This is a genomic window from Salinisphaera sp. RV14 (genome assembly GCF_052044135.1).
Classification (GTDB): Bacteria; Pseudomonadota; Gammaproteobacteria; order Nevskiales; family Salinisphaeraceae; genus Salinisphaera.
Genome location: NZ_JBQDYF010000010.1, coordinates 124634 through 147032, shown reverse-complemented (window position 1 = coordinate 147032; position 22399 = coordinate 124634). Strand labels below are relative to the sequence as shown.

The 22399-nt window shown below is 63.2% G+C and carries 17 protein-coding genes; 7 read left to right on the top strand and 10 right to left on the bottom strand.

Annotated elements, in window-relative coordinates; genetic code table 11:
* Positions 1-16: 16 nt before the first annotated feature.
* The 5 genes from lpdA to aceE all read right to left on the bottom strand — a co-directional run bounded on the left by lpdA (position 17) and on the right by aceE (position 7323).
* Positions 17-2179 (bottom strand): dihydrolipoyl dehydrogenase, encoded by a 2163-nt coding sequence (gene lpdA, locus ACS8Y6_RS11855; protein WP_440855629.1) that lies wholly within the window; start codon positions 2177-2179, stop codon positions 17-19.
* A 77-nt stretch (positions 2180-2256) separates the two neighbouring features.
* A complete protein-coding gene (locus tag ACS8Y6_RS11850) occupies positions 2257-2556 on the bottom strand; it encodes a type II toxin-antitoxin system RelE/ParE family toxin (RefSeq protein ID WP_440855628.1) in 300 nt (99 codons plus the stop codon).
* The gene (locus tag ACS8Y6_RS11845; protein WP_440855627.1) at positions 2546-2785 is read right to left on the bottom strand and encodes an addiction module protein; all 240 of its coding nucleotides are present in this window, start codon (positions 2783-2785) and stop codon (positions 2546-2548) included. The genes ACS8Y6_RS11850 and ACS8Y6_RS11845 overlap by 11 nt, the downstream gene beginning before the upstream one ends.
* A gap of 28 nt (positions 2786-2813) precedes the next feature.
* A complete protein-coding gene (gene aceF / locus ACS8Y6_RS11840) occupies positions 2814-4535 on the bottom strand; it encodes a dihydrolipoyllysine-residue acetyltransferase (protein WP_440855626.1) in 1722 nt (573 codons plus the stop codon).
* 97 nt (positions 4536-4632) lie between these two features.
* Entirely contained in the window at positions 4633-7323 is a 2691-nt protein-coding gene (gene aceE, locus ACS8Y6_RS11835) for a pyruvate dehydrogenase (acetyl-transferring), homodimeric type (RefSeq protein ID WP_440848827.1), read from the bottom strand.
* A gap of 142 nt (positions 7324-7465) precedes the next feature.
* Between aceE and ACS8Y6_RS11830 the strand changes: the two genes are divergently transcribed.
* From ACS8Y6_RS11830 to ACS8Y6_RS11820, 3 genes are all read left to right on the top strand, one after another.
* Positions 7466-8470, top strand: a complete 1005-nt coding sequence (locus tag ACS8Y6_RS11830) for an amidoligase family protein (RefSeq protein WP_440848828.1) — start codon at positions 7466-7468, stop codon at positions 8468-8470.
* Positions 8467-9138: a gamma-glutamyl-gamma-aminobutyrate hydrolase family protein gene (locus tag ACS8Y6_RS11825; RefSeq protein ID WP_440848829.1), complete on the top strand. Its 672-nt coding sequence runs from the start codon at positions 8467-8469 to the stop codon at positions 9136-9138. The genes ACS8Y6_RS11830 and ACS8Y6_RS11825 overlap by 4 nt, the downstream gene beginning before the upstream one ends.
* 492 nt (positions 9139-9630) lie before the next feature.
* Entirely contained in the window at positions 9631-10485 is an 855-nt protein-coding gene (locus ACS8Y6_RS11820) for a glutaminyl-peptide cyclotransferase (RefSeq protein ID WP_440848830.1), read from the top strand.
* Here ACS8Y6_RS11820 and ACS8Y6_RS11815 read toward each other — a convergent pair.
* The 5 genes from ACS8Y6_RS11815 to rpmH form a co-directional block, all read right to left on the bottom strand.
* The gene (locus ACS8Y6_RS11815) at positions 10443-12026 is read right to left on the bottom strand and encodes an FMN-binding glutamate synthase family protein (protein ID WP_440848831.1); all 1584 of its coding nucleotides are present in this window, start codon (positions 12024-12026) and stop codon (positions 10443-10445) included. The genes ACS8Y6_RS11820 and ACS8Y6_RS11815 overlap by 43 nt on opposite strands.
* A 67-nt stretch (positions 12027-12093) precedes the next feature.
* Positions 12094-13455, bottom strand: coding sequence for a tRNA uridine-5-carboxymethylaminomethyl(34) synthesis GTPase MnmE (mnmE, locus tag ACS8Y6_RS11810; RefSeq protein WP_440855625.1), 1362 nt, complete (start codon positions 13453-13455; stop codon positions 12094-12096).
* Between the two features lie 94 nt (positions 13456-13549).
* Positions 13550-15301, bottom strand: coding sequence for a membrane protein insertase YidC (yidC, locus tag ACS8Y6_RS11805; RefSeq protein WP_440855624.1), 1752 nt, complete (start codon positions 15299-15301; stop codon positions 13550-13552).
* 27 nt (positions 15302-15328) lie between these two features.
* Complete coding sequence (gene rnpA / locus ACS8Y6_RS11800; RefSeq protein WP_440848834.1) at positions 15329-15688, bottom strand: ribonuclease P protein component; 360 nt, start codon at positions 15686-15688, stop codon at positions 15329-15331.
* Between the two features lie 3 nt (positions 15689-15691).
* Entirely contained in the window at positions 15692-15826 is a 135-nt protein-coding gene (rpmH, locus tag ACS8Y6_RS11795; RefSeq protein ID WP_037337617.1) for a 50S ribosomal protein L34, read from the bottom strand.
* A gap of 176 nt (positions 15827-16002) precedes the next feature.
* On the opposite strand from rpmH, the gene dnaA reads away from it, so the two are divergent.
* The 4 genes from dnaA to gyrB all read left to right on the top strand — a co-directional run bounded on the left by dnaA (position 16003) and on the right by gyrB (position 22244).
* The gene (gene dnaA / locus ACS8Y6_RS11790) at positions 16003-17322 is read left to right on the top strand and encodes a chromosomal replication initiator protein DnaA (RefSeq protein ID WP_440848950.1); all 1320 of its coding nucleotides are present in this window, start codon (positions 16003-16005) and stop codon (positions 17320-17322) included.
* 254 nt (positions 17323-17576) lie between these two features.
* Positions 17577-18677, top strand: a complete 1101-nt coding sequence (gene dnaN, locus ACS8Y6_RS11785) for a DNA polymerase III subunit beta (RefSeq protein WP_440848835.1) — start codon at positions 17577-17579, stop codon at positions 18675-18677.
* 18 nt (positions 18678-18695) lie between these two features.
* On the top strand, positions 18696-19775 hold the full coding sequence (gene recF, locus ACS8Y6_RS11780) for a DNA replication/repair protein RecF (protein WP_440855623.1): 1080 nt from the start codon (positions 18696-18698) through the stop codon (positions 19773-19775).
* A 48-nt stretch (positions 19776-19823) separates the two neighbouring features.
* Positions 19824-22244: a DNA topoisomerase (ATP-hydrolyzing) subunit B gene (gene gyrB / locus ACS8Y6_RS11775; protein ID WP_440848837.1), complete on the top strand. Its 2421-nt coding sequence runs from the start codon at positions 19824-19826 to the stop codon at positions 22242-22244.
* Positions 22245-22399: the final 155 nt, after the last annotated feature.

Genomic DNA, 22399 nt, shown 5'->3' with positions numbered 1-22399 from the left:
CCGAAAAGCAGCGCCGCTACTTTTTCTTCTTCGGAATATACAGATCCGTCAGCGTGCCCGCCTCGGCCTCGGCGGCCATGCCGACCGTTTCGGCGAGTGTCGGGTGCGGGTGGATCGTGAGCCCGATGTCGTGGGCGTCGGCGCCCATTTCGATCGCCAGACAGGTCTCGGCGATCAGGTCGCCGGCGCCCGAGCCCACGGCACCGGCGCCGATGATGCGGCCGTCGGCGCCGAACAGCAGCTTGGTGCTGCCGTCGGTGGCGTCCAGGCCGATGGCGCGGCCGTTGGCGGCCCAGGGGAAGGCGCTCTTGGTGTATTCGATGCCTTCCTTCTTGGCCTGGGTTTCGGTGACGCCGGTCCAGGCGACTTCCGGATCGGTGTAGACGACCGAGGGGATGCACTTGGCGTCGAACGCCGCTTTTTCGCCGGCGCAGCATTCAGCCGCAACCTTGCCCTGGTGGGTCGCGCGGTGGGCGAGCTGGGGTTCGCCGGAGACGTCGCCGATGGCGAAGATGTGCGCGACGTTGGTGCGGCACTGTTTGTCGACCGGGATGAAGCCGCGGTCGTTGACTTCGAGGCCGGCGTTCTCGGCGCCGATCTTGTGGCCGTTGGGCTTGCGGCCGACGGCGACCAGCACGCGGTCGTAATTCTTGGATTCGGGCGCGTCCTTGCCTTCGAAGGTCGCCTTGAGCGCTTTCTTGTTGGCCTTGAGGCCCGTGACCTTGGTGGACACCCAGATGTTGCCGCAGCGCTTGTTCATGCGCTTGGTGAGCGGCTTGATGAGGTCCTTGTCGGCGCCGGGGATGAGGGAATCCGTCATCTCGACCACATCGACCTCGGTGCCGTGGGCGGCATAGACGTTGGCGATCTCGCAGCCGATGATGCCGCCGCCGACGACCAGCAGCGAGCCGGGGATTTCGTCGGGGGAGAGGGCTTCCTCGGACGTCCAGATGCGCTCGTCTTCGGGCCAGCCGGGCAGCATGACCGGCTCGGAACCGACCGCGATGATCGCCTTGTTGAAGGTGATCTGATTCGTATCGTCGTTGCCGTCGATCTTGAGCGTGTGGTCGTCGGCGAAGGTGCCGGTGCCGTTGACAACGTTCACCTTGCGCTTGGATGCCATGGATTTCAGGCCGCCGGTGAGCTGGTCGATGACGGACTGCTTGTAGTCCAGCAGTTTTTCGAGATCGATCTCGGGCTTGCCGAAGCTGACACCGTGGCGGGCCATGTTGGCGGCGTCTTCAATCACCTTGGCCGAGTGGAGCAGGGCCTTGGATGGGATACAGCCGACGTTGAGGCAGACGCCGCCGAGCACACTGTGGCGCTCGACCAGGGTGACGTTCAGGCCCAGGTCTGCGGCACGGAAGGCGGCGGTGTAGCCGCCGGGGCCGGAGCCCAGCACGAGCACATCGCAATCGTAATTGTGCTTTTCGTTTTTGGGGTCGCTGGCGGGCGTGGTGCCCTTGGACTCGGACTTCGACGCGCCGCCGGATGAGGCCTTGGCGCTGTCGCCGCCGGCCGGCTTATCCCCGCCAGATTTCGATTCGCTCTTCGCCGCCTTGCCACCGCCGCTTGCGGCCGAGGCCACCAGGGCGATCAGGTCGCCTTCGGATACGGTGCTGCCTTCCTTGACCTTCAGTTCGCGGATGGTACCGGCGGCGGTGGAGGGGACTTCCAGCGTGGCCTTGTCGGATTCCAGCGTAATCAGGGGCTGTTCGACCTCCACCGTATCGCCTTCGGCCACCAGCACTTCGATGACTTCGACCGAATCGAAATCGCCGATGTCGGGCACCTTCACCTCGACGGTTTCGTCTTCGCCCTGGCTGCCGCTGTCTTCGGACTCGTCGGCCGCGCTATCGGCGCCCCGAGGCTCATCGGATTGCTGGTCGGCCCCGGCGGTGTCGCCGGCCGAGCCGCCATCGCTGTCGGATTCATCCGCTGCGTCCGCGGCTTCGATCAGGGCGATCAAATCGCCTTCCGAGACCGTGTCGCCCTCGGCGACCTTCAGGCTCGTGATCCGCCCGGCGGCGGTGGAGGGCACTTCCAGTGTGGCCTTGTCGGACTCCAGCGTGATCAGCGGCTGTTCCTTTTCGACCGTGTCGCCCTCGGCGACAAGCACTTCGATGATCTCGACCGCGTCGAAATCACCAATATCCGGGACCTTGATTTCCTGCGCCATGGTTTGTCCTGTCTTGAATCTCTACCCGGGCCTATCAAATATACGACCGAAACCCGGATGGTCATTTTTCCATTGGGCTAACGATCGAAGGAACGCTGTAGCCAATAACCTGGTCGGCGGCGATCATGTGCCACGGCCATCGCGAAAATTGTTCGATCTTCAGCAAAATAGAACAGCGAGTGCGGAAATCGACGCAAACCGATGCGCCGATATATATCGCGCCAAATCGGGCCGATTTCCGGCAATTCCACGATCAAGTCAAGCGTGTTGCCGAAGGTGCTCAGGAAAGATATCCCCAAATCGGTCGCCTGATTTTCGTAGTAGGCAGCCTGCTCATTCAACTCATCCTCTGCGTCTGGATGAACCTCAACGTCCATCACGCAAGCGAGCGTAGGCGTCAGCCATGACATCCGAAGCCGGGCGGGTTTTCACCTTGCCATCTCGGATCTGCTGATGACGACGCCTGACCGTTTCCAGCCAGGCGTCGTCTACATCAGGATCGCTATCGCCATCTGCATCAGCCAGCAGGTTGCGGATGAGACGATATTTATCCGCCGTTTCAAGCTGGCTGACTTCTCGCTCCAATTCTTCGACTGATTTGGTCATGAAGCCTCCGAGACGCGCTCCTCACGCCCTAGAGTAGCAGCGTCCGCAGGTCGCTCAGCTTCTCGCTGATGTAGCCGGTAATCCGCGCCGCCTTGGCGCCGTCGATCACGCGGTGATCGTAGGAGAACGACAACGGCAGGATCAGCCGGGGTTCGAACTCGGACCCGTTCCAGACCGGCTGCCAGCTGTGCTTGGACACGCCCAGAATGCCGACCTCGGGCGAGTTGACGATCGGCGTGAAGGCCGTGCCGCCGACACCGCCCAGGCTGGAGATCGAGAAGCAGGCGCCCTTCATGTCGTCGCCGCGGATCTTGCCGTCGCGGGCGCGGGACGAGACATCGTCAAGATCGCGCGCGATCTCGTAGATGCCTTTCTTGTCGACATCCTTGATCACCGGCATGAGCAGGCCGCCCGGAGTATCCACCGCCACGGCGATGTTCACGTATTTCTTGTGCACCAGGGACTCGCCATCGGCGGTGAGCGAGCTGTTGAGATCCGGGAAGGCCTTGAGTGCCGCCGCCGAGGCTTTCAACAGGAAGGCCAGCGGGGTGAGCTTGACGCCGTCTGCCTTGGCTTTTTCCTTGTTCGCCTGACGGAATTGTTCCATCTCGGTGATGTCGGCGGTGTCGAACTGGGTGACATGCGGGATGAGCAGCCAGTTCTTGTGCACGGCCTTGGCCGAGATCTTGCGGATGCGGGACAGCTCGGTGATTTCGACGTCGCCGAACTGGCTGAAGTCGATGTCCGGCTGGCTGGGCACGCCGCCACCGCCGGCCGGCGCGGCCGCTCCCGCACTCTTGCCGCTCTGGACTTGATCGAGCGCGCCTTTCACGTAGGACTGCACGTCCTCGAAGGTGATGCGGCCCTTGTGGCCCGAGCCTTCGATACGGCCGAGGTCGGCGCCGAGCTCACGAGCATACTTGCGCACACTGGGCGAGGCATGGGCCTTGCCGAAGCGGTCTTCATCCACCGACTTGAGCTGGGACGGGTCGCCGCCGCGAGTGCCGGCATCGTGCGGCTTGTCGTCCTTGTGCGCGGTGCCCGAACGCGACGTCGACGGCTCTTCGCTGTCCTTGTCGTCGCGCTGTTTTTTGGTTGGGTCGCCGCCCGATTGTGGCTGGCTCTTGGCACCCGAGGATTGGCCGCCGCCGCTGGATTCGAGCAGCGCGATGACGTCGCCTTCGGAGACGGTGCTGCCTTCGGCGACCTTCAGCTCGGCGATCTTTCCGGCTGCGGTGGAGGGGACTTCCAGCGTGGCCTTGTCGGATTCCAGCGTAATCAGCGGCTGTTCCTTTTCAACCGTGTCGCCCTCGGCTACCAGCACTTCGATGACTTCGACCGAATCGAAGTCGCCGATGTCCGGCACCTTCACCTCAATCGTGTCGCCGCCGGATTCGCCGCCGCCGTTGCCCGTTTCCGCGCTGGCTTGTTCGGCGCCGTCGTCTTCCGAAGATTGCTCGGCTTCGGCCTTGTCGCCGGTTTCATCGGCGTCGTCACCGCTGCCGGCGGCGTCGTCGGCCTCGATCATGGCGATGACGTCGCCTTCGGAGACCGTACTGCCCTCAGAGATTTTCAGCTCGGTGATCTTGCCGGCGACCGTCGACGGCACTTCCAGTGTCGCCTTGTCGGACTCGAGCGTGATCAGAGGCTGTTCCTTTTCAACCGTGTCGCCCGCGGAGACCAGCACTTCGATGACTTCGACCGAGTCGAAATCGCCGATATCCGGGACCTTGATTTCCTGCGCCGCCATAAAGCGTTTCCTTGGCTGGACGAGTCGGATGTTTCACATGAAACATCCGGTCGTCTTGTCTCGGTTGGTTCGTTCTACCCCTCGCGATACGCGCGGATCAATGCGTCAGCGGTTCCGGCTTTTCCGGATCGATACCGTACTTGTTGATGGCGTCGGCCACGACCTTGCGTTCCACCTTACCTTCGTCAGCCAGCGCCTTCAGCGCGCAGACCGTGATCCAGCGACGATCGACCTCGAAGAATTCGCGCAGCGCCTCGCGCGTATCCGAGCGGCCGAAGCCGTCGGTGCCGAGGGTGTGATAAGCCACCGGCATGTACGGCCGGATCATCTCCGGCAGGGCACGGACATAGTCGGTGGCCGCGATCGCCGGGCCCTTGGCGTCGGCGAACTTGCGGGCCACGAAGCTCTGCTTCGGCTCCTGTTCCGGATGCAGCATGTTCCAGCGCTCGACCGAGGCGCCTTCGCGCTTGAGCTCGGGGAAGCTCGGCGCGCTCCACACGGTGGCGCCGACGTCGTATTCCTCTTCCAGCATTTCGGCGGCGGCGATCGCTTCCCGAAGAATGGTGCCGCAGCCCAGCAGGTTGACCTGCTTGTCCTTGTCGGTGCCCGACTCGGAGAATTTGTACATGCCGGCGATGATGTCGTCTTCCACGCCTTCCGGCATCGCCGGGTGGCTGTAGTTCTCGTTCATCATCGTGAGGTAGTAGTAGACGTCGCGGCCTTCTTCGTACATTTCCACCAGACCCCGGTGGATGATCACCGCCATCTCGTAGGAGAAGGTCGGGTCGTAGGATTTGGCGTTGGGTACGCACTCGAACATGACGTGCGAATGGCCGTCCTGATGCTGCAGGCCTTCGCCGTTGATGGTGGTGCGTCCGGCGGTGCCGGCCATCATGAAGCCGCGGGCGCGCATGTCGCCGGCGGCCCAGCAGAAGTCGCCCACGCGCTGGAAGCCGAACATCGAATAGAAGGCATAGAACGGGATCATCGTCTTGCCGTGATTCGAATACGACGTGGCCGCCGCCATCCAGGACGAGATCGCGCCCGCTTCGGTGATGCCTTCCTCGAGAATCTGACCGTCCTTGGCTTCCTTGTAGAAGGCGAGCTGATCGGAGTCTTCCGGCGTGAACAGCTGGCCGACCGGCGAGTAGATGCCGAGCGAGCGGAACATGCCTTCCATGCCGAAGGTCCGCGCTTCGTCCGGAATGATCGGGACGACGCGGTCCTTGATGTTCTTGTCGCGGGTCAGGATCTGCAGGATGCGCGTAAAGACCATGGTGGTGGCCATCTCGCGATCGCCCGAGCCCTGGAGCAGCTTGTCGAAGGCAGACAATTCGGGAATCTGGAGCTTGTCGCCCTCGGTGCGACGCTGCGGCAGGTAGCCGCCGAGTTCCTTGCGGCGCGCGTGGAGATACTTGATCTCCTCGGAGTCGTCGTCGGGCTTGTAGAAGGGCGCATCGGCGATCTTGTCGTCCGAGATCGGGATCTCGAAACGATCGCGGAACTCCTTGAGCGCCTCCTCGGCCATCTTCTTCTGCTGATGGGTAATGTTCTGGCCTTCGCCAGCCTCGCCCATGCCGTAGCCCTTGACCGTCTTGGCCAGGATGACCGTCGGCTTGCCGTTGTCCTGGTTCACCGCCTGGTGGTAGGCAGCATAAACCTTGTGCGGATCGTGGCCACCGCGGTTGAGCCGGCCGATATCTTCGTCGGACATGGAGGCGACCATTTTCTTGGTCTCCTCGTACTTGCCGAAGAACTCATCGCGTGTGTACTTGCCGCCGCGGGCCTTGTAGGCCTGGTATTCGCCGTCGACCGTGTTGTTCATCAGCTCGACGAGCTTGCCTTCGTGGTCCTGGGCCAGCAGGCCGTCCCAGAGCGAGCCCCACAGGACCTTGATGACGTTCCAGCCGGCACCGCGGAAGAACCCTTCCAGTTCGTCGACGATCTTGGAGTCGCCGCGCACGGGGCCGTCGAGGCGCTGCAGGTTGCAGTTGACCACAAAGATAAGGTTGTCGAGGTTCTCGCGCGCCGCCATGCCAATGGCGCCCTTGGACTCGGGTTCGTCCATCTCGCCGTCGCCGCAGAAACACCAGACATGGCGGCCTTCGGTCTTCTCGATGCCGCGATGCTCCATGTAACGCATGAAGCGCGCCTGGTAGATCGCATTGATGGGACCGATACCCATCGACACCGTGGCAAACTGCCAGTAGTCCGGCATGAGCCAGGCGTGCGGATAGCTCGACAGCCCCTTGCCGGTGGATTCGGCGCGGAAGTTGTAGAGCTGGTCTTCGGTCAGCCGGCCTTCCAGGTACGAGCGCGCGTAGAAGCCCGGCGCGGAATGGCCCTGGAAGAAGACCAGGTCGCCGCCGTGTTCTTCGCTCGGGGCGTGGAAGAAGTGGTTGAAGCCCACTTCATACAGCGTGGCCGCCGAGGCGAAGCTGGCGATATGGCCGCCCACGCCGGCGTGGTGCCGGTTGGCCTGGACCACCATGGCCATCGCGTTCCAGCGGATGTAGGAACGGATCCGCCACTCGATGGCCGGGTCGCCGGGCGAGGCGGCCTCCATGTGCGGCGGGATGGTGTTCACATACGCCGTGTTCGGCGAATAGGGGATCTGGGCACCGGAGCGGCGGGAGCGCTCGATGAGCATCTCCAGCAGAAAATGCGCGCGCTCGGGGCCTTCGTATTCTATGACCGCGTCAAGCGCATCGCGCCATTCCGCAGATTCCTGGGGATCGACGTCGGAGCCGTCATCCACATGCTCGGGGTGGGCGCTCGCTTGAGCCATACCATGCTCCTTCGACAAAGCATTTAAGTGGGTCTGTTGCGAGCAAATATTACGCCCGCACTCGGAATAGCGACAACTAGCCGTGCCGGACCGGGCTTGGCATATTCAACGCTGTATTGAATATGTTGCATCGCACGATCCCATGAGCCTGACTCTCGCCGATACGGCCAACACACCGTTGAAACAGCCTTCGCGGCGCCATACGCAAGCGCATGTCGGGCGCCGGATCGGCGTGGAACTTGAATTAACCGGCCTGGCGATCGAGCGCATGGCGATGCGAATACAGGCCGTGCTTGGCGGTCGAATCGTACCGCATAGCGCGTATGAATACACCGTGGCCGACACCGCGTTCGGCGATTTCACGGCCGAACTGGACTATGCCTACCTCAAGGCGCGTGGCCGTCAGGACGCCGGCTCGGGCTTCTGGGACGAGATCGCGCAGCTGTCCGACGACCTGCTGGGCGCGGTGGCCAAGCACGTAGTGCCCATGGAGATCGTGGCGCCGCCGATCGCGCTCGACCGGGTACACGAACTGCATCCGCTGATTGCGGATCTGCGCGCGGCCGGCGCGCGCGGCACGAACGTATCCGCGATCTATGCCTTCGGCCTGCACTTCAATATCGAAGTGCCGGACACCGATGCGGCGACGCTGCTGGACTACATGCGCGCGTTCGTCGTCGCCTTCGACTGGCTCAAAGGGGTCAGCGAGATCGATATCAGTCGGCGCGTGTTTCCCTACATCCAGCCCTACGATCGCGCCTATGCCCGGCGCATCTGTGACGCGGACTATGCGCCGGACCTCGCCACGCTGATCGATGATTATCTGGCTGTCAACGCCAGCCGCAACCGGGCGCTGGACATGCTGCCGCTGTTCGCCTGGCTGGACGCCGAGCGCGTGGATGCGGTGATCGGCGACGCGCTGGTCAAGGCCCGGCCGACGCTGCACTATCGGCTGCCGAACTGCGAGATCGAAAAGCCCGGCTGGGATCTGCATCCGGCGTGGAACCACTGGTGGGTGATCGAGGAACTGGCGGCCGATCGCGAGCGGCTCGGCGCAGTGTGCGCCGACTACTGCGCGACCCTGGATGCGCCGCTCGGCGATCCCTTCGGTCGCTGGCGCGAACAGTTCGAGCGCACCCTGCCATGAGCCGGCCGCGGATCGCCGTAACCGGCAAGGCCAGGCGATGGGCGCCGGGCTGGTGGTGTGCGGGCCTTGCGATCGTGCTGGCGGGCGGCCGGCCGGTGCGCGCCACGCCGAACCGCCCCTGGCCGGCCCGGATCGATGGCATCGTGATCGGCGGCGGTGACGATATCGCGACCGACTGGTACGCCGCGGCTGTCGAGACCGATCGGGGCACGGATCGAGTGCGCGATGCGTTCGAGCTGGAGGCGATCCGGAACGCGCGCGCCGCGTATCGACCGATTCTCGGCATCTGCCGCGGCGCACAGCTGCTCAACGTCGCCGCCGGCGGCAGCCTGCACGCCGATATCACCGCACGGCGCCGGGCCACCTCGGCGCGGGTGAACCCGCTGCCCTGCAAGCCGATCGCGATTCGCTCGGCCAGCCGTCTGGCGCGGGTGCTGGGGGTCTCAAGCCTGCGTGTGAACGGCCTGCATCATCAGGCCGTGGCCCGCCTCGGCCAGGGGCTTTTGATTGCCGCGCGCGACGCCGACGGCTTCGTGCAAGCGATCGAGGATCGTGCCGGCGCCCCCGTTCTGGGTGTTCAGTGGCACCCGGAATATCTGATTTATCGCCGGGCTTCGCGGCGGCTGTTCACCGCCCTCGTTACGGCAGCGCGCCAACGGCGTTCATGAAAAAGGCGCTTCGCGGATTACGGGGCCATTGCGTCCTGCGGGTCCCGAGCGTTCCAGCAGCTGTAGATATGGGTCAGCAGTGCACTGGGCTGGCAACGCCGAACAGGCGCGCGGAAAGCCCCGCCCCGGGCGTCTTCGCCGACCTCCGGTTTCGCGCTGCAGCGCGAGTCACTTCTCTTGCTTGCTCAAGACAAGTAACCCAGAGAAGAGCACCCGGCCACGGAACCGGCGATGATGTGTGAAAAGACGGGCGAACCCGATCGGGAAGATCACGCGAATCAGCACGCCCACTCCAGGCGCACCGTATCGCTAACACAGCAATAATCACCGGCATAGCGAATGCAAAACCCAGCGACAGGCCGGCGCCCAAAGCGGGCCAGACCAACGACGAGCACGGCCATATCGGTTCAGGCGCGGCTCGCCGGGTCGACCACGGCCGCCCCGGATGGCTCGCTCATGCGGTTTCATAACATCGGCGGACCGGCTTGTTCCATGGCCCAAGCTCCCGTCATAACGGGTTTTTCGAGGCGGACGCGACGGTCGACGGCGGCAATCGCCGCTGCGCTCCTGGCGTTGTTTTCGGCGGCCGGGCATGCGGGCCCGCCGCCGATCGAGACGGCGCGGCCGCTGGCGCGACTGCCGCATGATCCCTCCGCCTTCACGGAAGGCCTGCTGATCAGCCGCGGGGCACTCTACGAGAGCACGGGCGATTACGGCCATTCAGAGGTCCGTCGCGTGGATCTGGCCAGTGGCCGGATTCTCGCCCGGCACGCGCTTCCCGATCGATATTTCGGCGAAGGCCTGGCCAGGTTCGACGACCGGCTGTATCAGCTGACCTGGAAGTCCGGCACCGGCTTCATCTACGACGCGGACACGCTTCGCCCGATCGGGCGGTTTCGCTACGCCGGCCAGGGCTGGGGGCTGACGCGCTGCGGCGGGCAACTGGTGATGAGCAACGGCTCTGCCATACTGCGGTTCGTCGACCCTTCGGATTTCAGCGTCCGGCGCCGCCTGCTCGTGACCGAGCACGGCCGGCCGGTCATGCATCTCAACGAACTGGAGACGATCGACGGGCTGATCTGGGCCAACGTCTGGCTTACTGACGATATCGTGCGCATCGACCCGGTCGACGGGCATGTGGTCGACCGGATCGACGCATCGGCGCTTGCCGACGCCATGCCGGACTCGGCGGACGTGCTCAACGGCATTGCCTACGACGCCGGCCCGGACCGCGTCTATATCACCGGCAAGTACTGGCCCGTGCTGTTCCGGATCGCCCGACCGCCGGCGCCGGAGGCAGCGGATCAGAATGCATCGGCACGGGCGCGCTGCCAGTCGCGCCGGTAGGCGTCGGGAATCCGGTCGTTGAGGAAATCGCCCGGGGCGACCGTCGGATGCATCTGCTCGTAGGTCTCGGCCGGACCGTATCCCGGCCGGTGATAAACATGGATCGGCGCGAGCTCTGCCGGCGATGCAACCCCTAGCGCCCCGGTAATGTCCATGAACGACTTGATCGTCGCATCATGGAAGTTGCGCACCTGCAGCGACTTGCCCATCACATCCAGCGCCTTCGCGCGGCGCGGATCCTGGGTGGCGACGCCGGTCGGACAGGTATCGGTATGGCAGCGCCGCGACTGGATGCAGCCGGTCGAGAACATGAAGCCGCGCGCCGCATTGCACATGTCGGCACCGAGCGCGAGCTTGACCACCATGTCGTAGCCCATGGCCACCTTGCCGCTGGCGATGACGACGATGTCGTCGCGCAAGCCGATGCCGCGCAGGCAATTGTTCACAATCGGCAGCGCCTCGTTGATGTAGGTGCCGATGAAGTCCTCGAACTCGGTGGGCGCCGCGCCGGTCCCGCCCTCGGCGCCATCGACGGTGATGAAATCCGGCGTGATGCCGGTTTCGAGCATGGCCTTGCAGATGCCCATGAACTCGTGCTGATGACCCAGACACAGCTTGAAGCCCACCGGCTTGCCGTGGGTGAGCTCGCGCAGCGTCTGCATGAACTCGAGCAGGCCCCGGGGCGTGTCGAACTCGGGATGGGTGGCGGGCGACTGGCAGTCCTGGCCCTGCTCGATATCACGGACACGCGCGATCTCGGCGGTGACCTTCTTGCCCGGCAGCAAGCCGCCGTGAGCCGGCTTGGCGCCCTGCGAGATCTTGATCTCGATCATCTTGACCTGCTCGGTGTTCGCCTTCTCGGCGAACTCGTCGGCATTGAACGATCCGTCCTTGTGCCGGCAGCCGAAATAAGCCGAGGCGATCTCCCAGATCAGATCGCCCCCGTATTCGCGATGATAGTCACTGATCGCGCCCTCGCCGGTATCCTGGGCGAAATTGCCGAGCTTGGCGCCGCGGTTCATCGCGCCCACGGCGTTGCCCGACAGGGAACCAAAACTCATTGCCGAGATATTCAGGCGCGAGGAGCTGTAGGGCTGGGAACACTGGCTGTTGCCGATCGTGATACGCGCGTGCTCGTCGTCCAGCGTTTTGGGCGCCATCGAGTGCTGCGAGAACGAAAAGCCGGCATCCTCGAAGTCGCGCATGGTGCCGAAGGGCGAGGTATCGGGTTCGCCTCGCGCGCGCTTGTAGATGACTTCACGTTGCTCGCGATTGAATGGCCGTCCGCTGGTCTCGGATTCGAAGAAATACTGGCGCAGCTCGGGCCGCAGGAATTCCATCATGTAGCGCAGATGCCCGACGATCGGGAAATTGCGCAACACGTTGTGATCCGAGCGCAGATCCATGGCGCCGAGAATCGCCAGCGCCACCAGGATCGCCGCGATCCATAACCACGCCGGCGCGAAAATCGCGAGCACCGCGGTAACCGCTACGGTGAACAGCAGATAGATCAAATACAGAGCGCGGGGATGTCCTAGCATGGGCAAATAACGGCTGAGCTGAACGATTCACGCACTATGCACCCGCGCCGGGGGGCGCTAAAACCGTTTATTTACCGATGCAGAAGCTGGAGAAGATTTCGCCGAGCAGATCGTCGCTGCTGACCTGGCCGGTGATTTCGCCCAGCGCCGCCTGGGCCAGACGAAGCTCTTCGGCCAGCAAATCGCCCGCCACATCAACCACCAGCCGCTCGCGACCCACAGCCAGAGCCGCGGCGGCACGATCGAGCGCGGCCAGATGCCGGCGCCGGGCCACGAACGCCGGCTCGGCATCGCCTTCGATGCCGACCAGCGACTTCAGATGCGCCGCCAGCGCGTCGAAACCACGGCCATCGATCGCCGCCACGCGCACGCCCGCGCGATCGGCGATGTTCGCCGCCCCGGCCGGCGCGCCCGAACGATCTATCTTGTTGGCCACCACGGTCACGCCCATCTCGGCCGGGATCTCGTCGAGCAAGGCACGATCGGCGAGCGTCAGCCCGGCCTGATCGTCGATCACCAGCAGCACGCGATCCGCAGCCGCGATTTCCGCCCGCGCCCGGCGCACGCCCTCGGCCTCGACCGGATCGTCGGTCTCGCGCAGGCCGGCGGTGTCGACCAGGGTCAGCGGCAGGCCGTCGATCGAAAGCTGCTCGTGCAGCACGTCGCGCGTGGTGCCGGCGATTTCGGTCACGATGGCGGTTTCGCGCCGGGCGAGCCGGTTGAGCAGGCTCGACTTGCCCACGTTCGGCCGGCCGAGGATGACCAACCGCAACCCGTCGCGAAATCCCGCGCCCTGAACCGCCCGGGCGCGCAGGGCCGCGAGGTCGTCGGTGATCGCGGCCAGCCGGCGTTCGATCGCGCCGTCGCCGAGAAAATCGACGTCGTCCTCGTCCGGGAAGTCGATGGCCGCCTCGGTATAGACCCGCAGCCGGATGAGCGCCTCGACCAACGCCTCGATCTCGCGGGCGAAAGCGCCCTCCAGCGAACGAATCGCCGCGCGCGCCGAGACCCGGCTGCCGGCGGCGATGGCGTCCGCGATCGCCTCGGCCTGATCCAGGCTGAGCTTGTCGTTGAGAAAGGCGCGCTGGGAGAACTCGCCCGGGCCGGCGAGCCGCGCGCCCAGCGCCACCAGCCGGGCCAGCAATTCATCGACCAGAACCGGGCTGCCGTGGCCCTGCAGCTCGAGCACGTGTTCGCCGGTGAACGAGGCCGGAGCGGCGAAATACAGCGCCACGCCCTGATCAATGGTTTGTCCGGCGGCGTCCGTGAACCGCGCCAGAACGGCCCGGCGCGCTTCCGGCAGCCGGCCGATCAGGCAACGCGCGATTCGTGGCACATCGGGCCCGGAGACCCGCACCACCGCCACGCCGGCCTGGCCGACGGCGCTCGCCAGCGCGGCGATGGTGTCGTTGGTTGCGGCGCCGTTCATCTAGGGCGTGCGGCGACTCACGCCTTGCCGGGCACGATTCGCGGACGCCAACGCGATGCTCGCCCGAAACCTCAACACGCCCCAGACCCCGCGGTCAGCTCTTGCTGGGCGCGTCCCGATGCAGGCCCTCGGTATCCAGCTTGCGGTAGATGTACCACTGCTGAGCGATGGTCAGCAGGCTGTTGGTGCACCAGTACAGCACCAGGCCGGCCGGGAAGAAGCAGAAGAACACCGCCATGCCGATGGGCATGATCTGCATGATCCGCTGCTGCATCGGGTCCATCGCCACATTGGCGTTGAGCTTCTGCTGCGCGAACATCACCAGGCCGAAGATGATCGGCAGGATGAAGTAGGGGTCCGGCGCCGACAGATCGTGGATCCACAGCACGAACGGCGCGTGGCGCAGTTCCACCGACTCGCGCAGCACCCAGTACAGCGAGATGAACACCGGCATCTGCACCAGCAGCGGCCAACAGCCGGCCATCGGATTGAAGCCCTCTTTCTTGTAGAGCTCCATCATCCGTTTCTGCAGTTCCTGCTTGTCGTCGCCGTACTGCTCCTTGAGCTTTTGCATGCGCGGCTGGAACTTGCGCATGCGCGCCATGCCGCGGAACTGGATCTCGGAAAGCTTGTAGAACAGCGCCTTGATCAGGAAGGTCAACAGGATGATGGCTACGCCCCAGTTGCCGACGATCGAGTGCAGGTGATCCAGCACCCAGAAGATCGGACGCGCCAGCACCGAGAACCAGCCGTAGTCCACCGTCAGGCCCAGGCCGGGCGCGACTGCGTCGAGCTGGTCCTGGTATTTCGGGCCGACGAACAGCGTGGACTTGAACTCGCTCGCGCTGTGCGGCGCGACGCTGCGCTGCTGGCCAACGAAACCGGCGGCGTAACCACCGGAGGCGCCCTGCACGGACTTGGGCCGGGCAAACAGGCGAACCTTGGCATCGGACGGCGGAATGACCGCGCCGATGAAGTAGTGCTGAACCATCGCGATCCAGCCGCCCTGCTGATGCAGTGACAGCTTGTTCGATGCCAGATCGCCGCGCCCGCGCTGCTGGTAGGCAAAGTCGTTGCCGCTCTTGTGCTGATACCAGCCGACCCCGAAGAAGGCGTGCGAGAACGGCACGTCACCGGTGTTTTCATGCGGCGCGCGCCAGTAGCGCACGTACTGCGACAACTGCCAGGGCTTGGCCGACTTGTTCTCGACCTTGTGATCCAGCCCGATCTTGTAACTGCCGCGGTGGAAGACATAGATCTTGGTGACCTTGTGACCGTTATTGTCGGTCCAGGTCAGCGGCACGCGCAGCGTGTCCTGGCCCTTGGCCAGATGATATTCGTTCTTCGCCGATTGATAGGTCGTGTTGTGGTTCGGCGCGTCGCCGCCCTGCGAGATCAGCCCGCTCTGCTCGATGAAGAAATCCGGCAGCGAGTCGTTGATCAGACGCAGATTGGTATTCGGATGCTTGTCCGACAGCGGCACCCCCCGCAACGCCACCTGGCGCAGGTCGCCGCCGTGGGTATTGATGGTCACATCGAGCTTGTCGGTGACCACATGCACCTGCTGTCCGGAATCGGACACCGGGGTCGGCTCCGAATCCGGCGCGGCATGAGCAGGCCCCGGCGTGCCACTGCCGCCGTTGCTGGCCGTGCTCGAGCCCTGGCTGGACGGCGCACCGATATCCGGCACGTCGGCGCCATTATTGGCGTTGGCCCCGGTCTGCTGGCTGGTGTGTTGCGCGGTTTGGCCATGGCCGGCGGGCGCATAATCCGCCTGCCACGCCTGATACAAAAAGAAGCAGATGACGGCGGCCGCACACAGCAGCCCGAAGCGAATGTTGTCCATGCGAGGCGTGTATCCCTGACGTTGGCTCTATTGCGCGCTCCGCGCGAGCCGCTGCCAGATCCGGGTCAGCTGCGCGGTCAGCGATGCGTTGTCGATGGTCGCCGTGCGACTGCGGGCGAGCACGACAATATCAGTCGCCGGCAGATCGGGGCGCACATGACGGAAAGACTCGCGGACGACCCGTTTGACGCGATTGCGATCCACGGCACGGCGGATGCGCCGCTTGGCGAGTGCCAGCCCGAGCCGGGCATGCGCTTCGCCATTGTTTGCGGCGATCACCACGAAGCCGTCGCAGACGAACTTCTCGCCGCGCGCAAACACGGCCGTGTACTGCGACGGTCGAAGCAGGCGCAGCGCGCGGGGAAACGTCGCCTGCCGCGCGTCCACGAGTTACGGCGTCAGGCGCTTGCGCCCCTTGGCACGACGAGCGGCCAGAACGCGACGGCCGTTTTTGGTCGCCATACGGGCACGAAAACCGTGCGTACGCTTGCGACGCAGATTGCTGGGTTGAAAGGTGCGTTTCATAACGGACTCGGCTCGCGCCTGCGTCGGCGCATTGCAAGGAAAAGAGCGCGGGATTCTAGTCCCGTCCGCGCTCGCTTGCAAGGTGGCATAACACTGTGGATAAGTTGTGGTCAGTGGGTTATCTTGTCGGGCCGTCGAGCTCGGCGGGTTACGCCGTGTTTTGCCGCAATGGAGCGATCGAGTTGGCGAATACCCTCTGGCAGCGTTGTCTGAGCCACATCGAGACGCGACTTCCCGAAAAAGACGTCAATCTCTGGCTGCGCCCGCTCGAGGCTCATTTCGGCGATGACGGACTGGACCTCATGGCGCCCAATGAGGTCGTGCGGGATCAGGTCGAGCGCGAGCTGCGGGCCCCCATCGCCAATGCACTGAGCGAGCTTGGAGAGCAACCGCGCCGGATCCGGGTTCTGGTGGGCGGCGGCCGACGCAGCCACGCGGCGGAGGTCGATGAAGCGCCGACCCTGACCGATACCAAACGCCATAATCTCGATCCACGCTATACCTTCGAGTCGTTCGTTCAGGGCAAATCCAACCAGATCGCCCGGGCCGCGGCCGAACAGGCCGCCGAGCCGGAGAACATGGCCTACAACCCGCTGCTGATCTACGGCGGCGTGGGCTTGGGCAAGACGCACCTGATGCAGAGCGTCGGTCATCGGCTGCTGGCCAACAACCCGCGGGCCCGGATCGCGTACGTCCGCTCCGAGCATTTCGTCAACGAAATGATCACGGCGATCCGCCATAACCGGATGGATCAGTTCAAGGAGCACTACCGCACGCTCGAGGCACTGCTGATCGACGATATCCAGTTCTTCGCGAACAAGGACCGGTCGCAGGAGGAGTTCTTCCACACGTTCAACTCCCTGCTCGAGGCGAACCAGCGCATCGTGATCACCTGCGACCGGTTCCCCAAGGAAGTCGAAGGACTCGAGGATCGACTCAAGTCACGCTTTTCCTGGGGGCTGTCGGTTGCCGTCGAACCGCCCGAACTCGAGACCCGCGTTGCCATCCTGCTGTCCAAGGCCGAGGCGCACAACGTGGAACTGCCGCAGGAGGTCGCGTTCTTCATCGCCAAGCGTGTGCGTTCGAACGTGCGCGACCTGGAAGGTGCCCTGCATCGATTGAAGGCATCCGCCCAGATCACCGGGGCGCCGATCAGCGTCGACTTCGCCAAACAGGCCCTCTACGACATGCTCGCAGTGTACGACCGTCTGGTCACGCTGGAGAACATACAGAAAACCGTCGCCGAGTACTTCAAGATCCGGCTCGCAGATCTGCTGGGCAAGAAACGCACGCGGTCTATCGCACGCCCTCGCCAGCTCGCCATGGCACTGGCCAAGGAGCTTACCAATCACAGCCTCCCGGAAATCGGGCAAGGCTTCGGCGGACGCGATCATACGACGGTGCTTCACGCCTGTCGCAAGGTCAAGGAACTGCGCGAAACCGATACCCGGATGGATGAAGACTACGTCAACCTCAGCCGGATTCTCACCAGTTAGCTGTGCATAAGTGGTGCATAACCGCAGCCTCGGTTCGATTCGAACCCTGGCGCGTCAAACCACACACAATGAATCCACAGGCCAGCCACAACTTCACCACGCTATTCGCAACAGCATTTGAATCAAATTAACGCGTTGAAATATAAAGAAAAATAGAGTTATCAACAGAAAATTGCTGCAACTGTTGTGACTACTACTAACTTTTCTTTAAGTGCTTAAGACAACAAGGCGGAGACCGTTCGGAGACCCCAGCCATGCAGTTCTCAGTCCAACGCAGAGATATTCTGTCCGCGCTACAGACCGTCATCGGTGTGGTAGAACGAAGACAGACCATGCCGATCCTGTCGAACGTCCTGATACAGGGCGACAACAACCAGCTCAAGATCACGGCGACCGATCTCGAGCTGGAACTGGTTACCCAGTGCCCGGCGGTGATCGAGGAACCCGGTAAACTCGCGGTGCCCGCCCGAAAGTTGCTCGACATCTGCCGAGGGCTGCCGGAAGAGGCTGAAATCACCTGCCGGCAGGAGGCCAATCAAACGCGTATCCAGTCGGGACGATCACGTTTCACATTGTCCAGCCTGTCGGCACAGGATTGGCCGCATCTCGATGAAGTCGAATCCGGCCAGGCCATCAACCTGCCGGAAAGCATGCTCAAGCAGTTATTGGATCGCACCCATTTCGCGATGGCTCACCAGGACGTTCGTTACTATCTCAACGGTCTCCTGTTGGCACTTCGTCACGACCATGTGCGCTGTGTCGCTACCGACGGGCATCGACTGGCGATGAGCGAATCGCCCATCGATCTCGATATCGAGGAGGTCCAACAGGCAATCGTTCCACGCAAGGCCATCACCGAGCTGGTTCGACTACTGGGCCACAGTGAAGCCGAAATCACCTTGTGGTTGTCGAACAAACATCTGCGCCTGCAGCTGCCGGGTCTCAACTTCACCACCAAGCTGATCGACGGCCGGTTCCCCGACTACGAACGCGTCATCCCGGATAACCCCGAGCGCGAGATGCTCGCGAATCGGGATACTATCCGCCAGGCGCTGTCGCGTACCGCGATTCTGTCGAACGAGAAATTCGGCGGCGTGCGCCTGTCTCTGTCACAACACACGCTGAAGTTGCAGGCACAGAACGTCGAACGCGAAGAAGCCGAAGACGAGATCGAAGTCAGCTACGATCACGAGCCCATGGAAATCGGCTTCAACGTAAGCTATTTACTGGATGCGCTCGGGGCCATGCAGGCCGATGAATTCCGGTTGTCGTTGTCCGGACCGGACAGCAGCGGGCTGTTGCAGGCGGTTGGCGACGACCGGAGCCGGTACGTTGTCATGCCGATGCGGTTGTAGCGAGCGCGGGACTACCGTGTGCGGCTAGAGTTGCTCCATATCGAGAACTTCCGTTGTATCGAGCGCTGCGATATCGATGTATCGCCGGGGATCAATTGCATCGTCGGCGATAATGCCTCGGGAAAGACAAGCTTTCTGGAAGCCATCTATATACTCGGCCGCGGCGAATCGTTCCGCCAAGCGCGGCTCGGCCAGGCGGTTCGACACGACAGCGAGGCGCTGACCGTTCGTACGCGTCTGACCGACAGGCAGGGCAGTCGTCATCGAATTGGTTGTCATGCCTCGCGCTCAATGCACCGGATCAAACTCGACGATCAGGCGGAGACACGTCGCTTCGACCTGATCAACGTTCTGCCGTTGCAGCACATCGATCCCAATCTGCATCGCCTGCTCGAGCATGGCCCCAAATACCGGCGACACTTCCTCGACTGGGGCGTGTTTCACGTGGAACACGCTTTTTTCCCGGCGTGGCGGCGATACCGTCGGGCGCTGAAGCAGCGCAATCGCGCATTGCGGGCGCGTCAGCCGAAACACCAGGTAGTCGCCTGGGACGCCGAGCTGGTGCAGCAGGGGGAAATCATCGATGCCTGTCGACGACAGTATCTTGAGCATGTCAAACGGCGCCTCCCCGAGACCACACGCAACTTATTCGGAAACCAGGACATTACGTTCGCCTACCATCCGGGCTGGCGTGGTGATCGAAGCTTTGGCAATGCACTCATCGATAGCCTGGAACAGGACCTGCGTGCCGGGTTCACGCAACAGGGGCCGCATCGTGCCGACATTCGCATATCGATTGCCGCCATGAATGCGCGCGACTGGGTATCGCGCGGACAACAGAAACTGTTGACAGCAGGACTGTTGCTGGCCCAGGCGGATATTCTTCAGTCGACGCGCGGTATTGAACCCGTGCTCCTGCTCGACGACATGGCGGCAGAGCTGGGGGCACGCTATCGCGACGCCTTGGCCGCCGAAGTCGCGCGATTAGGCGTCCAATGTTTTGTCACATTCCTCAGTGCCGAGCTGATTCCGGAGACATTGCGACCCGCGCGAATGTTTCACGTGGAACACGGACACATCATGCCGCCGCCAGCATGACAGGCGTGCTAAAATCAAGTGTTTATTTCTAACCCTCGGGTTGATTCGATGGCTGATTCCAACGGCGATTACAACTCCAGCAGTATCAAGGTCCTGAAGGGGCTCGAAGCTGTGCGCAAACGTCCGGGCATGTACATCGGCGACACCGATGACGGCACCGGACTGCATCATATGGTGTTCGAAGTCGTCGACAATGCCATTGACGAGGCCCTCGCCGGCTACTGCAAGGAAATTCTGGTCACCATTCACCGGGACCAGAGCATTACGGTATCCGATGATGGACGCGGTATTCCCGTCGATATGCACGAGGGCGAGGGCAAGCCGGCCGCCGAAGTCATCATGACGGTACTGCACGCCGGTGGGAAGTTCGACGCGAATTCCTACAAGGTGTCAGGCGGTCTTCACGGTGTCGGCGTATCGGTGGTGAACGCGCTGTCGGACCAGCTCGAGCTCAATATCCACCGCGACGGGCATCGATATCGCCAGACTTACAGCATGGGCGAACCCATGGACGAGCTCGCAGCGCTTGGCGAGACCGATACCACCGGCACGTCGATCCATTTCCACCCGAGCCCGGAGGTGTTCACGAATATCACCTTCAACTACGACATTCTGGCCAAGCGGCTGCGGGAACTGTCGTTCCTGAACTCGGGTGTTCGCATCCGCCTGGTCGAGGAGGCCAGCGAACGCGATGTCGTATTCGAATATGAAGGTGGCATCCGCGCTTTCGTTCAAAACCTCAACGAGAACAAGACGCAGCTTCACGATACCGTGTTCTACTTCAGCACCGAGCGCGACGATATCGTGGTCGAAGTCGCGATGCAGTGGAACGACTCTTATCAGGAGAGCGTGTTCTGCTATACGAACAATATTCCCCAACGCGACGGCGGCACGCATCTCGCCGGCTTTCGTGGCGCGCTGACCCGTAGCCTCAATGGTTACATCGAGTCCGCCGGGCTGGCCAAGAAGGAAAAGGTTTCACCAACGGGCGATGACGCCCGCGAGGGGCTCACGGCGGTTATTTCGGTGAAGGTGCCCGATCCGAAGTTTTCCTCGCAAACGAAGGAAAAGCTGGTGTCGTCCGAGGTGCGGGCAGCGGTGGAATCATCGGTCAGCGAGCAGCTCAGTGACTTCCTTCTGGAGAATCCACGCGAAGCCAAGCTGATCGCGGCGAAGGTGGTCGATGCCGCCCGCGCGCGCGATGCCGCCCGCCGCGCGCGCGACATGACGCGCCGCAAGGGCGCTCTGGACATCGCCGGCCTGCCCGGGAAGCTGGCGGATTGCCAGGAGAAAGACCCCGCGGCATCCGAATTATTCCTGGTCGAGGGCGATTCGGCCGGCGGCTCGGCCAAACAGGGGCGGGATCGCCACAATCAGGCCATTCTGCCGCTCAAGGGCAAGATCCTGAACGTGGAAAAGGCGCGTTTCGACAAGATGCTGTCCTCGGCGGAAGTCGGCACGCTGATTACCGCGCTGGGCTGCGGCATCGGGCGTGACGAATACGACCCGAGCAAGCTGCGCTACCACCGCATCATCATCATGACCGATGCGGACGTCGACGGCTCGCATATTCGCACCTTGCTGCTGACGTTCTTCTACCGACAGATGTTCGAACTGATCGAGGCGGGCTATATCTATATCGCCCAGCCGCCGCTGTACAAGGTGAAGTCGGGCAAGCAGGAGTACTACGTCAAGGACGACAAGGAATTGTCGAATTATCTGCTGCGCCTGGCGCTCAACAAGGCCGAGTTCCGCGTGAGTGCGGACGCGCCGCCGATCGCCGAGGACGCACTGTCCGATCTGGCGCACCGTTACACCCGCATGCTGGAAGACATCGATCGGCTGACGCGCCGCTACGACCCGGCCACGCTCACGGAAATGACTTATCTGGAGCCCGTCACGCCGACGCTGTTCGCCGATGCGGCCTGGATGCAGGGCTGGGCGGATGCGCTCCAGGCGCGGCTCAACGCGCGCGGCGAGCCGCGGCATCGCTACGAGGTGCGGATTCAGCCAGCCGACGACGAACATCCCCTGCATCTGCAGGTCACGCGTTACAGCCATGGTATTCCGCATATTTTCGTCTGGCACGAGGACTTCTTTACCAGCCCGGAATACAAGCGGATCTCGGCACTCGGCCAGGAGCTGCTGCAGTTGCTGGGCGAAGGCGCCTATGTCACGCGCGGCGAACGCGAACAGACGGTGTCGACTTTCGACGAGGCCTATCGCTGGCTGCTGGAACAGGCCAAGCGGGGCCTGAACGTCCAGCGCTACAAGGGGCTCGGGGAGATGAACCCGGACCAGCTCTGGGAAACCACGATGGACCCGAACAGCCGGCGCCTGATGCAGGTCAAGATCGACGACGCCGTTGGCGCGGATCAGATCTTCACCACCCTGATGGGCGACCACGTGGAACCGCGGCGTGAGTTCATCGAACGCAACGCGCTGATGGTTTCGAACCTGGACGTCTGATACGCGGTGCTCGCTGCAGGGGGGGGCTGTCCGCATTGAAAGCCCTCAGCTGCCGCTGAGGGCTTTTTTCATGGGCGGTGCCACCATGGGGGGCGAGCGGCTTGCCCGGCGGCGCGCGCGGGCCATGGCGCCTGTAGGCGGCGAATGCCGTCAGC